The sequence below is a fragment of the Jiangella anatolica genome, from assembly GCF_003236295.1.
Lineage (GTDB): Bacteria > Actinomycetota > Actinomycetes > Jiangellales > Jiangellaceae > Jiangella > Jiangella anatolica.
The window spans coordinates 37,797-51,317 of sequence record NZ_POTW01000015.1; the positions used below are offsets into that span (position 1 = coordinate 37,797).

Annotated in this window: 10 protein-coding genes; 5 read left to right on the forward strand and 5 right to left on the reverse strand. The window is 71.6% G+C overall.

Going from position 1 to position 13,521, the window contains the following annotated elements:
* The first annotated feature begins 255 nt into the window (after window positions 1–255).
* Together C1I92_RS08475 and C1I92_RS08480 are read left to right on the forward strand one after the other, a co-directional pair.
* Window positions 256–1,722, forward strand: a complete 1,467-nt coding sequence (locus C1I92_RS08475) for a glycerophosphodiester phosphodiesterase family protein (protein WP_199521070.1) — start codon at window positions 256–258, stop codon at window positions 1,720–1,722.
* Window positions 1,722–3,512, forward strand: coding sequence for a bifunctional metallophosphatase/5'-nucleotidase (locus C1I92_RS08480; RefSeq protein WP_199521071.1), 1,791 nt, complete (start codon window positions 1,722–1,724; stop codon window positions 3,510–3,512). The genes C1I92_RS08475 and C1I92_RS08480 overlap by 1 nt, the downstream gene beginning before the upstream one ends.
* A gap of 20 nt (window positions 3,513–3,532) precedes the next feature.
* On the opposite strand, the gene C1I92_RS08485 is transcribed toward C1I92_RS08480, so the two are convergent.
* Complete coding sequence (locus C1I92_RS08485) at window positions 3,533–5,596, reverse strand: S9 family peptidase (RefSeq protein ID WP_111254230.1); 2,064 nt, start codon at window positions 5,594–5,596, stop codon at window positions 3,533–3,535.
* Window positions 5,597–5,694: 98 nt separating this feature from the next.
* Between C1I92_RS08485 and C1I92_RS08490 the strand changes: the two genes are divergently transcribed.
* From C1I92_RS08490 to C1I92_RS08500, 3 genes are all read left to right on the forward strand, one after another.
* Window positions 5,695–6,987: a GAF domain-containing protein gene (locus C1I92_RS08490; RefSeq protein ID WP_111254231.1), complete on the forward strand. Its 1,293-nt coding sequence runs from the start codon at window positions 5,695–5,697 to the stop codon at window positions 6,985–6,987.
* A 99-nt stretch (window positions 6,988–7,086) separates the two neighbouring features.
* Window positions 7,087–8,610, forward strand: coding sequence for an aldehyde dehydrogenase (adh, locus tag C1I92_RS08495; RefSeq protein WP_111254232.1), 1,524 nt, complete (start codon window positions 7,087–7,089; stop codon window positions 8,608–8,610).
* A complete protein-coding gene (locus C1I92_RS08500; RefSeq protein ID WP_111254233.1) occupies window positions 8,610–8,993 on the forward strand; it encodes a DUF779 domain-containing protein in 384 nt (127 codons plus the stop codon). Before adh ends, C1I92_RS08500 begins: the two co-directional genes overlap by 1 nt.
* A 14-nt stretch (window positions 8,994–9,007) precedes the next feature.
* On the opposite strand, the gene C1I92_RS08505 is transcribed toward C1I92_RS08500, so the two are convergent.
* The 4 genes from C1I92_RS08505 to C1I92_RS08520 form a co-directional block, all read right to left on the reverse strand.
* Window positions 9,008–10,015: a LacI family DNA-binding transcriptional regulator gene (locus C1I92_RS08505; RefSeq protein WP_111254234.1), complete on the reverse strand. Its 1,008-nt coding sequence runs from the start codon at window positions 10,013–10,015 to the stop codon at window positions 9,008–9,010.
* Window positions 10,012–10,926, reverse strand: a complete 915-nt coding sequence (locus C1I92_RS08510; protein ID WP_111254235.1) for a carbohydrate ABC transporter permease — start codon at window positions 10,924–10,926, stop codon at window positions 10,012–10,014. The genes C1I92_RS08505 and C1I92_RS08510 overlap by 4 nt, the downstream gene beginning before the upstream one ends.
* On the reverse strand, window positions 10,923–11,861 hold the full coding sequence (locus tag C1I92_RS08515; RefSeq protein WP_111254284.1) for a carbohydrate ABC transporter permease: 939 nt from the start codon (window positions 11,859–11,861) through the stop codon (window positions 10,923–10,925). Before C1I92_RS08515 ends, C1I92_RS08510 begins: the two co-directional genes overlap by 4 nt.
* A gap of 182 nt (window positions 11,862–12,043) precedes the next feature.
* A complete protein-coding gene (locus C1I92_RS08520; protein WP_111254236.1) occupies window positions 12,044–13,408 on the reverse strand; it encodes an ABC transporter substrate-binding protein in 1,365 nt (454 codons plus the stop codon).
* Window positions 13,409–13,521 lie beyond the last annotated feature (113 nt).

Below are 13,521 nucleotides of genomic sequence, written 5' to 3' on the forward strand. Positions count from 1 at the left end.
CAGGGAGCGAACGGGGATCGGTGGGAACCGGTCCCCTTCGTGCGCTATGGGGTCGCCCCGGTGGGCACTGCTGTCATCGCCAGCCGCCGCGGCCGACCAGCTCGGGGGCGCGGACCCGGGCCCGTCCAGTCGATGCCATGGGCCCATTCTGCGCGCCCGACTTCACAGGAGCGTCGGGCGGGCGTCACCGGACGGCTCCTTGCCGCACACCTTGCGTCCCGAGAGTGGATGATCCCCCACCCATCAGGAGCACCCATGCCCAGCACCTGGAGGACCACGGCGGTCACGACCGCCGCGGTCGCGCTGACGGTGGCCGGCTTCGTCCGCGCGGACGACCAGGCCCCGCCGCCAGCACCCGGCACACCGCCGGCCGCACCGGCCGTCGCCGGCGCCGCCCCTGTCGAAGGCATCGACGCGATCCACGAGATGTACCTCGACCATGGGCCGGACGCCGGCGTGATGGTGATCGCGCACCGCGGCTACTGGCGCGGCGCGCCGGAGAACTCGATCGCCGCCGTCGAGCAGGCGATCGAGCGCGGCGCCCACGTCGTCGAGATCGACGTGCAGCGGACCGCCGACGGACATCTCGTGCTCATGCACGACACCACCGTCGACCGCACGACGAACGGCACCGGCGCGGTCTCGTCGCTCACGCTCGCCCAGATCAAGGCGCTGCGGCTGAAGGAGCACCTGGGCGGCGCCCAGGCCGCCGTCACCGACCACCAGGTGCCGACGCTGGAGGAGGCGCTCGCGGTCGTGAAGGACCGGGCCATGGTGAACCTGGACAAGGGCTGGCCGTTCCGCGGCCAGGAGTACGACCTGCTGGTCGAGACCGGCACGCTGCGCAACGCGATCTTCAAGAGCAGCGCCCCGGTCGCCGAGGTCGAGGCGTTCCTCGCCCGCGACGCGGAGATCCTCTATACGCACGTGGTCGGCGACGGGAACGCGGCGTCGATCGGCGCGTTCTCCGACGACGCCGGCCGGCCGCAGGCCTACGAGCTGGTCTTCGACCGGCTGACCGACCCGCAGATCCAGCCGGCCACGGTCGCAGGCATCCGCGAGGACGCCCGGGTGTGGATCAACACCATGTGGTACGGCCTGGCCGCCGGCTACACCGACGAGCGGTCGCTGGTCGACCCGGCCGAGGGCTGGGAGCCGGTGGTCGAGCGGCACGGCGCGTCGATGATCCAGACCGACGACCAGGACGCGCTGGTCGAGTGGCTGGCCGCGCGCAGGACCGGCCAGGACTGGCCGGTCCTCCCCCGCGACGTCCTGCGGGTCCAGGCCGAGGACTACTCGATCGACGGCGTCGGCGTCGGCTACGCGGACCAGGACGTCGAGAACCGTGGCGGGGCGGCCCGCGAGTACGAGGGCGTCGACGTCTGCGACAACGGCGGCGCGATCGTCGTCTGCTGGATCCGCGGCGGCGAGTGGACGCGCTACTCCGTCGACGTCCGGGTGCCGGGCCGGTACGCCGTCACCGCGCGGGTGTCGTCGCCCTACCGTCCGGCCGGCCGGCTCACCGTCGAGTTCGACGACGGGGCGAGCCTCGGCCCGGTCGACGTCAGGACGACGACCGGCCACAACAGCTTCATGACCCAGCCCGTCGGCGAGGTCCTGCTGGGCCGCGGCACGCACGAGTTCACCGTCCGGATCGACGCGAACGCCTACCAGAACTTCAACCTCGACCACCTCGAGCTCGAGCGGACCGGGAGCCGATGATGCGCCGTCACCACACCCTCGCCGCGGCCGCCGCCCTCGTCCTGACCGGACTGGCTGCGCCGGCCGCCACCGCCGAGCCGGCGACCGAGCAGGCGACTGAGCCGGCCGGCACCGTCCCCGTCCAGCTGCTGTCGATCACCGACCTGCACGGCTACTTCGGCGCCTACACCGCGTCGATCCGCGGCGCGCACGCCGGCGACCCCGCGCAGACCGTCGGCGGCGGCGCGTACCTGGCGACGCACCTGAAGCAGCTCGCCGCCGGGCAGCCGAACTCGATCCTGTTCTCCGCCGGCGACGACTTCTCCGGCTGGCCGGACGAGACCGAGTTCTTCTGGAACGAGCCGACCGTCGAGTACCTCGACGCGATCGGGCTGGAGTTCTCCACCGTCGGCAACCACGAGATGGACCGCGGCTTCGCGTTCCTCGACCACATGCGCAACGGCACCTGCGAAGGCCGCCCGGACGACGACCTCTGCTTCACCGACTCGACCGGCCAGGTGTTCGACGGCGCCGAGTACGAGTACTACTCGGCGAACGTCATCGACCGCGCGACGGACGAGCCCGCGCTGGAGCCGTCGCACGTCGAGTACGTGGACGACGGCGCCGGTGGCACGCTGCCGGTCGGGTTCGTGCACGCCACGACCTCGCTGACGTCGAGCGAGCAGATGTCGTACACGCCCACCGGGTACGACTACGCGCCCGAGGTCGCCGCGATCAACGCGGCCACGTCGGCGCTGAGGGACCAGGGCGTCGAGGCGATCGTCGTCGTACTGCACGAGGGGTTCTCGCAGCAGGCGGGCACCGGCTACAACGACTGCGTCGCGCCGTTCGGCCCGGCCGTCGACTTCAACCGCGAGATCGACGCCGAGGTGGACGCGATCGTCACCGGGCACTGGCACGGCATGGTCAACTGCTTCCTGCCCGGCCCCGACGGCGTGCCGCGGCCGATCGTCCAGGGCGGCAACCACGGCCACCTGATCAGCGAGATCGGCCTGCGGCTGGACCCGGCCACCGGCGACGTCGTCCGTGACCGCACGACGTCGGTCCTGCACCCCAACACGCAGGACGTCGCGCCGGATCCGGAGGCGGTGCGGATCGCGGACTACTGGCAGGCCCGGCTGGCCGAGCGCAACGCCACCGAGATCGCCACGGTCACCGGCGACATCCGCCGTGCGCCGGGCGACGCGGCTGAGTCGCCCGCGTACAACCTGGCCGCCGACGCGTTCCTCTGGGCGGCGAACCAGGACGGCGCGGCCGACCTGGCGGTGGCGATGCCCGGCATCCTGCGCGCCGACGTCACGTATGCGCCGACGCCGTCGCGGCTGGGCGACGCGCCGGGCCGGGTGCTGTTCCCGGAGCTCGCCGTCGGCGTGGTCTACGACTCCGGCATCGGCGTCGGGATCGTCCGCGGCACGGTGACGGGTCAGGACGTGCTGGACCTGCTGGAGAGCCAGTGGCAGGCCGGCCCGAACGGGACGGTGACGTTCCGGTCGATGGCGGTGTCGGGCAACGTCACCTACGCCTACGACACCGACCGGCCGCTGGGCCGGCGGGTCGTGCCGGGCAGCGTCCGCGTCGACGGCCGGCCGCTGCGCCCGGGCGGCGACTACCGGGTGGCGACGCTGGCGAACAACTTCTTCGCCAAGAACGCCACGCCGGGCTTCACGGCCCTGATCGGCGCCCGCGACCAGGACCGCAGCCTCTTCAACGGCGGCGACGCGCTGTGGCGCTACGCCGAGGCGCACTCGCCGCTCGCCCCGCCCGAGGTGGGCAGGGCGAGCGCGCGCTGACGAACGGGGGGCGCCGGCGGTCAGGTGAGGATCGCCGGCGTCTCCCAGTCCTTGCCGAGCACGTTGTGCGCGAGGAAGGCGAACACCGTCTGGTACCAGACCTTCGCGTGCTGCGGGGTGAGGATCCAGTGGTTCTCGTCCGGGAAGTAGAGGAACTTGTGCGGCATCTCGCCGTCCTCGCCCTGGGCCCGGGTGGCGATCTCGAACCAGAGCCGCAGCGCCTCGCCGATCGGCACCCGGTAGTCGCGGTCGCCGTGGATGACGAGCATGGGGGTGGTGATGGAGTCGACGTGGTTGTGCGGCGAGTTGGCCGCCGCCATCTCGGCCGTCATCTCCTTGACCCAGTAGAACGCGGCGTCGGTGGTGGGGCCGAACTGGTCCAGCGCCCACAGGCTGGCGTGCGTGACGATCGCGTCGAAGCGGTCGGTGTTGCCGGCCACCCAGTTCGCCATGTAGCCGCCGAACGAGCCGCCCATCGCGGCGGTGCGGGTGTCGTCGACCTCGTCGCGGGCGACGGCGGCGTCGGTGATGGCCATCAGGTCGGTGAACGGCGCCTTGCCCCACGCGCCCCAGCCGCGACGGATGAAGTCGAGGCCGTAGCCGGTGGACAGCGCCGGGTCCGGCAGCAGGACCGCGTAGCCCTGTGCGACCGCGAGCCACGGGTTCCACCGCCACGACCAGGCGTTCCACGACCCGAGCGGGCCGCCGTGGATCCACAGCAGCAGCGGCGCCGGGCTCGTCGCCGACGCGCCGTCGGGCAGCGCGAGCCAGCCGCGCACGCGCACGCCGTCGGCGGCGGTCGTGTCCAGCTCGGCGAGCGTGCCCGGCAGCTCGGGGACGGGCGCGGGCGCCGGCAGCGGCTCCGAGCTCTGCCGGGCGGCGGTCGCCGACAGCCGGACCGGCCGCGGCGGCTCGAGGTAGGACGTGCGCAGCGCGTAGACGGTCTGGCCGTCGGGCGCGACGACGAGGTCGGAGTAGGCGTAGTCGTCGGCGGTGAGCCGGGTGATCTCGCCGCTGGCGAGGTCGATCCGGAAGACCGGTGCGCGGCCGTCGTCGTCGGCGGCGAAGAACAGCGCGGAGCCGTCCGGCGCCCACACCGGCGTGCCGGGCCAGCGGTCCCAGTCGGCGGTGAGCGACCGGATGGCGCCGTCGGCGACGGTGATGACGACCAGCTCCTGGTCGACCGGCTCGGTCGGCGTGGAGCGCCGGCCCCTGATGGCAGCGACGCTGGCGCCGTCGGGCGAGAACTTCGCCGTCTCGAACTCGTGGTCGGCGTCGTCGGCCAGCAGCCGCCGCTCGCCGGTCGCGACGTCGATCAGCACCAGCGACTGGCGGAACCCGCCGCGCTCGGGCACGTTCCACACCGCGACGACGCTCGAGCCGTCGGCGCTGACGTCGTAGGAGGTGGAGTCCAGCGACCGGCCGGCGTCGGGGGTGAGGTCGCGCAGCTCGACCGCGGGGTCGTCGAGAGGCGAGTCTCCGTCGCGCAGCGCGCCGGCGAACAGCCGCGGCGCGTCGGGGCCGAGGTCGTGGTCCCAGTACCGCACCGGGTAACGCTCGTGCAGGATCGCGGCGACCTTCTTCTCCTTGCGCTCCTTGCGCCGCTTCTCCTCGGACTCGAGGTCGGTCGACGACGGGAACGTGCTGGAGGCGACCACGACGGTCCCGGACTCGCGCGCGACCACCACGCCGCCGACACCACCCGGCCGCTTCGCGACGACGCGGGCCTCGCCGCCGTCGGCCGGAAGCAGCCAGAGCAGCGGGACCTCGTCGTCCTCCTTGGCGGAGGGATCGGGGCGTGCGGAGCCGAACAGCAGAGAGCCGTCGGGCAGGAAGGCGGCGCCGCTCTCGCCCTTCGCGCTGCGGGTCAGCCGCCGGGCCGGGCGCTCGCCGGCCGGGTCGACCTCCCAGAGGGCGGTGACGTACTTCGTGCTGTCGGGGCCGAGCGTCGACACCGCGGTCACCAGCCGGGCGCCGTCGGGCGACAGCGTCAGCCCGCCGGTGCGCGGCAGTGCCACATAGGCGTCCAGGTCGTGGAACGGTGTGGGTGGGAGGTCCGGGGTCTCCGGCGTGGTGTCTGTCACGGTTTCTTACCTATCACGGGACCGCGGCGCCCTGACAGGACTACTTACGCAACACCACGACGGCGTTCTACCCTCGACATGGCGGAGAGGGAGCTTCGATGACGAAGACGGCGATGGCCTGGTCGAAGGGCGCCGACCTGTCCACGATCGCGCGCCGGCTGCGGTACGCCCACGAGACGTTCGTCGCCACCGGCCGCGCCTCCCCCGATCTGCGCCCCGTCGTCGCCGACTCGTGGCAGCGGTCGGTGTCGTCCGGCGCCGATCCCGCCGGGAGCCGGCTGGCGCCGGTCGAGCTGACCGACGCCGACCTCGACGGCTACCGCACCGCGCATCCGCTGGCCGCGGTCATGCCGGTGATCCGGAACCTGCTGGTGGCCGACGCCGCCGACAGCGACCTGCTGGTCGCGGTGGCCGACCACGAGGGCCGGCTGCTGTGGGTCGAGGGCGAGCCGCTGCTGCGCCGGCGGGCCGAGGCGATGCACTTCGTGGCCGGGGCGCGGTGGAGCGAGCAGCTGGCCGGCACGAACGCCCCCGGTACCGCGCTGGCCATCGGCGGGCCGGTGCAGATCTTCGCCGCCGAGCACTTCTCCGCGGCGGTGCAGCCGTGGAGCTGCTCGGCCGCGCCCATCCACGACCCGCGCACCGGCGCCGTCCTCGGCGTCATCGACGTCACCGGCGGCGACCACGTGGCCTCGCCGCACATGCTGACGCTGGTGCGCGCGGCCGCGGCGGCCGCCGAGTCCGAGCTGCGGCTGCAGGCGCTCGGCCCGCTGGCGCCGTCGCGGTCCCGGGCCGTGCCGTCGCCGGCCGGCCAGCCCCGCCTGGAGGTGCTCGGCACGTCCGGGCGGCTGCTGCGCGGCGGCGCGCCGCAGCCCATCTCGCCCCGGCTGGCCGAGGTCCTGCTGCTGCTCAGCCTCCGTCCGGACGGTCTGAGCGCCGAACAGCTGGCGGTCGACCTGTACGAACGGGAACCGTCCATGGTCACCGTCCGGGCCGAGCTGAGCCGGCTGCGGACCCTGCTCGGCGCCGCGGCGGTGCAGTCGCGGCCGTACCGTCTGCGCGTCCCGGTCGGCACCGACCTCGCCGAGCTGACCGCCCTGCTCACCCGCGGCGACGCCCGTGCGGCGCTGGACCGGTACGCGGGTCCGGTGCTGCCGTCCTCACAGGCGCCGCGGATCGCCCGGCTGCGGGCCGAGACCGCCGCGGCGCTGCGCCGGGTGCTGCTCGACCACGCTGACGCGGCCACCCTGCTCGACTACGCCCACCGGCACGCCGACGACGACCTCGACGTGTGGACGGCGGCGCACGACCGCCTGCCGGCCGGTGACCCGCGCCGGTCCCCCGTCGCCAGCCGCATCGAGCTGCTCGACGCCGAGCTCGGCCTGCGCTGAGGCGCCCGGATCACCCAGCCGTCGCGGCAACGTTGCGGCAACCACACGCCGTCTACGGTCTCCGGCACCGCGCACCCGTGCAGTCGAAGGAGACCAGCCATGAGCGTGTACGCCGCACCGGGCCAGCCCGGCAGCCCCGCGCAGTTCGAGTCCCGCTACGGCAACTGGATCGGCGGGCAGTTCGTCCCGCCGGTCAAGGGCCAGTACTTCGAGAATCCCACCCCGGTCACCGGCCAGCCGTTCTGCGAGATCCCGCGGTCGACGGCGGAGGACGTCGAGCTGGCGCTGGACGCGGCGCACGGTGCGGCGCCGGCCTGGGGCCGCACGTCGCCGGCCGAGCGGGCCGTCATCCTCAACAAGATCGCGGACCGGATCGAGCAGAACCTCGAAAGCCTCGCCGTGGCCGAGGTCTGGGACAACGGCAAGCCGGTCCGCGAGACGCTGGCCGCCGACCTGCCGCTGGCCATCGACCACTTCCGCTACTTCGCCGGCGCGATCCGCGCGCAGGAGGGCGGCATCAGCGAGCTGGACCACGACACCGTCGCCTACCACTTCCACGAGCCGCTGGGCGTGGTCGGCCAGATCATCCCGTGGAACTTCCCGCTGCTGATGGCGACGTGGAAGCTGGCGCCGGCGCTGGCCGCCGGCAATGCCGTCGTGATCAAGCCGGCCGAGCAGACGCCGGCGTCCATCCTCGAGCTGATGCGGCTGATCGGCGACCTGCTGCCCGACGGCGTCGTGAACGTGGTCAACGGGTTCGGCGTCGAGGCGGGCAAGCCGCTGGCGTCGAGCTCCCGGATCGCGAAGGTGGCCTTCACGGGTGAGACGACCACCGGCCGGCTGATCATGCAGTACGCGTCGCAGAACCTCATCCCGGTGACGCTGGAGCTGGGCGGCAAGTCGCCGAACATCTTCTTCGCCGACGTCCTGGCCGCCGACGACGAGTTCCGCGACAAGGCGCTGGAGGGGTTCGCGATGTTCGCCCTCAACCAGGGCGAGGTGTGCACCTGTCCGTCGCGGGCGCTGATCGACCGGTCCGTCTACGACGAGTTCCTGGACGCGGCCGTCATCAGGACGAAGGAGATCAAGCAGGGCCATCCGCTGGACACCGAGACGATGATCGGCGCCCAGGCCAGCAACGACCAGCTGGAGAAGATCCTGTCCTACCTGGACATCGGCAAGGCCGAGGGCGCACGAGTGCTCACCGGCGGCGAGCGGGCCGACCTCGGCGGCGAGCTGTCCGGCGGCTACTACGTCCAGCCGACCATCTTCGAGGGCGACAACTCGATGCGGATCTTCCAGGAGGAGATCTTCGGCCCGGTCGTCGCGGTCACCGGCTTCGACGGCTACGACGACGCGATGACGATCGCCAACGACACGCTCTACGGCCTCGGCGCCGGGGTGTGGAGCCGCGACGCGAACACCGCCTACCGGGCCGGACGCGAGATCAAGGCCGGCCGGGTGTGGACGAACTGCTACCACGCCTACCCGGCGCACGCGGCGTTCGGCGGCTACAAGCAGTCCGGCATCGGCCGCGAGAACCACCGGATGATGCTCGACCACTACCAGCAGACGAAGAACCTGCTGGTCAGCTACAGCCCGAAGGCGCAGGGATTCTTCTGATGCCCGAGCGCGTGGCCATCACCGACGCGGCCGCCGCGCTCGTGACGCGACTGGTGGAGCAGCACGGCCCGCTGCTGTTCCACCAGTCCGGCGGGTGCTGCGACGGCAGCTCGCCGATGTGTTACCCGCGTGGGGAGTTCCTCGTCGGAGACGTCGACGTGTTCCTCGGCTGGGTGGCGGCCACGCCGTTCTACATGTCCGGCCCGCAGTTCGAGTACTGGCGGCACACACACCTCACGGTGGACGTGGTGCCGGGACGAGGCAGCGGGTTCAGCGTCGAGGCGCCCGAGGGCGTGCGGTTCCTCATCCGCTCACGTCTCTACACCGATGACGAGGACGCCGCGCTGGCCGACGTCCCGGCGCCGCACGGCCCGCAGCACTGACCCGGCTGCCGCACTCAGCGCGGCGGCGCGGTGCTGGCGCGGGCGATCAGCCGGGTCGGGACGGTGGTGACGGAGGGCGGCGCGTCGACGCCGGAGCGCAGCCGCTCGACCAGCGCCGTCGCCGCGAGCCGGCCCTCCTCGCGGACGTCCTGGGCGACGGTGCTGAGGCCGAACAGCCAGGACAGGTCGTGGTCGTCGACGCCGACGACGGAGAGGTCCTCGGGGATCCGGACGCCGGCCCGGCGGGCCGCGTAGATGAACCCCATGGCGACCTCGTCGGAGACGGCGAACAGCGCCGTCGGCCGCACGTCGCGGGCGGCCAGCTCCGCGTAGGCGTCCAGGCCGGCCTCGACGGTGAACTTGGCGGGGACGGTCAGCCGCGGGTCCGGCTCGATCCCGGCCGCACGCAGCACCTCGACATAGCCGAGGCGGCGGTCCGGCGAGACCGGGAAGCCGAGGTGGTCGTCGGGGTCTCCGCCGGCGAACGCGATGCGACGGTGGCCGAGCTCGACCAGGTGCCGGGTCGCCTGCCGGCCCACCTCGACGTCGTCGACGCGGACGGTGGGGATGCCCGGGACGATCGGGCCGACCACCATGACCGGACGGTGCATGGCGTGCAGCGCGGCGACCTCGTCGGTGTCCAGCGGCAGGCTCATGATCAGCAGGCCGTCGGCCCGCTTGCGCAGCAGCTGGGTGTCGAAGACCTTGCGCCGGTTGGTCTCGACCTCGGACAGGTCGTAGCGCAGCACGTCGTAGCCGTGCGCCGTCAGCACCTCCTGCGCCCCTTCGAGCACGGCGGTGAAGTACCAGCCGCGCGCGATCGGCGACACGACGGCGACGGCGCCCGTGCGCCCGGTCGGCAACCCGGCCGCGCTGGGCGACGCGACGTAGCCCAGTTCGGACGCGATCTCCTGCACGAGCTGCCGGGTGGCGGCGGACACCCCCGGCAGCCCGCGCAGTGCCCGGGAGACCGTCGCCACCGAGACCCCGGCGCGGGCGGCGACGTCGACGATTCCGGTCACCCCTTGACGCTACCTGCGAGCAATCCGCGCACGAAGTACCGCTGCAGCGCCAGGAACACGATGACCGGAATCACCATCGAGATGAACGCGCCGGCCGTGAGCAGGTGCCACTCCGTCCCCTGGCTACCCGCCAGCTCGGCGATGCGAGCCGTCAGCGGGGCCACGTCGCGGGTGCCGCCGACCATCGTGACCGCCACCAGCAGGTCGTTCCAGACCCAGAGGAACTGGAAGATGCCGAACGCGGCGATGGCGGGCGTCACCAGCGGCAGCATGATCCGCAGGAAGATCGTGACGTGGCCGGCGCCGTCGACCCGGGCCGCCTCGACCAGCTCGGCCGGTACCTCCTTGAAGAAGTTGTGCAGCAGGAAGATCGCCAGCGGCAGCGCGAAGATCGTGTGCGAGATCCACAGCGGCCAGAACGATCCCCGCATGCCGGCGTCGACGTAGAGCGACAGCAGCGGGATCAGCGCGATCTGCAGCGGCACGATCTGCAGCGCGAACACCGCGACGAAGATCGTGTCGCGGTAGGGGAAATTCATCCAGGCGAACGCGTACGCCGCCAGGCACGCGAGCGTCACCGGGATGATCACCGCCGGGATCGTGATGACGATCGAGTTGATGAAGTAGGTCGACAGCGCGGTCGCGCCGTAGAGCACCTCGTCGTAGTTCTGGAGGGTCAACTCCGGGTTGGTGAACCACGTCCACCAGCCGGTGGTCTTCAGCGACTGCTCGGGCCGGAACGACGTGAGCAGCAGGCCGAAGGTCGGGAGGGTCCAGAGCACCGCGATGATCAGCGCCGCCAGCGACGCCCAGCGCGAGGTGAGCCGCTTCCTCGCGCGCCCGGAGATGGTGGCCGGCTCGAGGTGCGACAGCTCCTCCTGGACGGCGGGGGTCGGGATGACGGCGCTCATCGGTACTCCGCCTTTCGCATCTGCCGGACGTTGTAGACGACGATCGGCACCACCAGCACGAACAGCACGACGGCCAGCGCGGACGCGATGCCCGTGTTCAGAGTCCGGAAGCCCTGCGTGTAGAACTCGTACGAGATGACGCTGGTCCCGAACTGGCCGCCGGTCATGGTGCGGACGATGTCGAAGACCTTGAGCGTGCCGATGGCGATGGTCGTCAGCACCACCACGAGCGCGGGCCGGATGCTCGGCACCGTGATGTAGCGGAACATCCGCACACCGGTGAGGCCGTCGAGCTGGGCCGCTTCGGTGATGTCGGACGGGATCGCCTTGATGGCCGCCGACAGCACCGTCATGGCGAAGCCGGCCTGGACCCACACCATGATGACGATGAGGAACAGCGTGTTCCACGGCTCACCGATGAGGAACTGCCGTGGCTCCGCGCCGAGCCAGACGAGCACCTGGTTCAGCAGGCCGATCTGCTCGATGCCCTGCTGGTCCGGCCGGAACTCATAGACGAACTTCCAGATGATCGACGCGCCGACCAGCGAGATGGCCATCGGCAGGAAGATCACCGCCTTGGCTGCCGCCTCGACGCGGCTGCGGTCGACCAGCACGGCGTACACCAGTCCGATGAACGTCGACAGGACCGGCGTCAGGAACACCCAGATCGCGGTGTTCCGCAGCACCGTGATCATCGCGTCGTTGGTGAAGACGAACTGGTAGTTGTCCAGCCCGACGAAGTTCTCCGCCGTGCGGTCGAAGAACGACTGGTAGCCCGTGCGGATGGCCGGGTAGATCAGCCCGACCGTCAGGAGCAGCAACGCCGGCACCATGAACGCCAGCGACTGCCAGAGGTCGGCGCGCCGCCGGGCTCGGCCGGCGACCAGCAGGACCAGGCCCATCAGCGCGACGAACAGCGCGATCGCCAGCACCATCTGCACGAGCTTCTCGGAGTTGTCCACGTGTCACCACCTCGGGATACAAGGGGACGAGGGCACCCGCGAGGCGCGGACGAGCGGGATGTGGAGCCGGCGTCTAAAGAGCGTTTCGTGGCATGCTTCTCCGCCACGAAACGCGGAGCCAGCGGAACATCCCGCTCGTCCGCGCCTCACCCCTCTTACGGCCAGGCGTCTTCGATGGCGTCGACCGTCTCCTGCGTCTCGGCGCCGGTGATCCAGTTGACCATCCCGGTCCAGAACGCGACGGTCCCGACCTCGGCCGGCATCAGGTCCGACGCGTCGAACCCGAACACCGCCTCGGGGTCCGCGATGATCTCGGCCGACAGCTGGTTGACCGGGCTGTCGTACGCGTCGACCGGCACGGTCCGGTTGGCGGACACGAAGTTGCCCTTGCTCGCGCGCTCGGCGTGCCAGTGGTCGGTGGACAGATAGGTCTGGAACGCCTGGACCTCCGGGCGCTCGGCGAACGCCGCGACGAACTCGCCGCCGCCCAGCACCGGGTTGCCGTGCTCGGGGTTGATGCCCGGCAGGTAGAACGCGTATACGTCGCCGTCCTCGGCCACCTCGACGCCGTCGCCCCAGTTGGCCTGGTAGAACGACGCCTGACGGTGCATCCAGCAGTTGCCGTCCAGGATCGGCAGGCCGCCGTCCTCGAACCGCGTGGTGGCGATGCTGGTGACATCACCGAGGCCACCGTTGACGTACTGGTCGTTCTTGAGGATCTGGGCCACAGTGTCGAACGCCTCGACCACCTGCGGGTCGTTGAACGGGATCTCGTGGTTGTACCACTGCCGGTAGACGTCGATGCCCGCGGTGCGAAGCATGACCTCCTCGACCCAGTCGGTGCCCGGCCAGCCGGTGGCGTCGCCGGAGCCGAAGCCGGCGCACCACGGCATGCCGCCGTCGGCGACGATCTGGTCCGAAAGCGCGATCAGGTCGTCCCACGTCTCCGGGATCTCGTAGCCGGCCTCCTCGAACGCCGACGGCGAGTACCAGACGAACGACTTGACGTTCGCCCCGAACGGCGTGCCGTAGTAGGTGCCGTCGACGGTGCCGTAGTCGACCCACGCCGGGTCGAAGGACGCCTCGACGTTGGCCCGTGCCTCGTCGGGGACGGGGATGACGGCGTCGAAGTCGCGGACCAGCGTGGCCAGCAGGCCAGGCTGCGGGATGATCGCCAGGTCGGGCGGCGAACCGCCTTGGACGCGCACGGGCAGCTGCGCCTCGAACTCGTCGGAGCCCTCGTAGACCACCGTCATGCCGGTGCACTCCTCGAACGCGTCGAACGACGCCTCGAGCGGCGCGTCCTCCGGCGCGACGATGGTGCTGTAGACGGTCACCGAGGTGCCGTCGAGGTCGGTGAAGTCCTCCGCGAACGCACAGTCACCGCCGCCGCCGGTCTCGCCGCCGCCCGCATTGTCATCACCGCCGTCGTCGTCGCCACCGCACGCGGCCAGCACGAGCGACACGCTCGCAGCGAGGCCGACGGCCGCCCACCCCTTGCGGGCGCTGCTCATCGCCATGTCTCTGTCTCCCTCCATGCATGTCCTAGTGCATGAACGAAAACGTTTACGCTCGAAAAATGCAAGAGGCTTACGGCAACTTCGCCGTAACGATTACGTCACGTCGCGCCGGG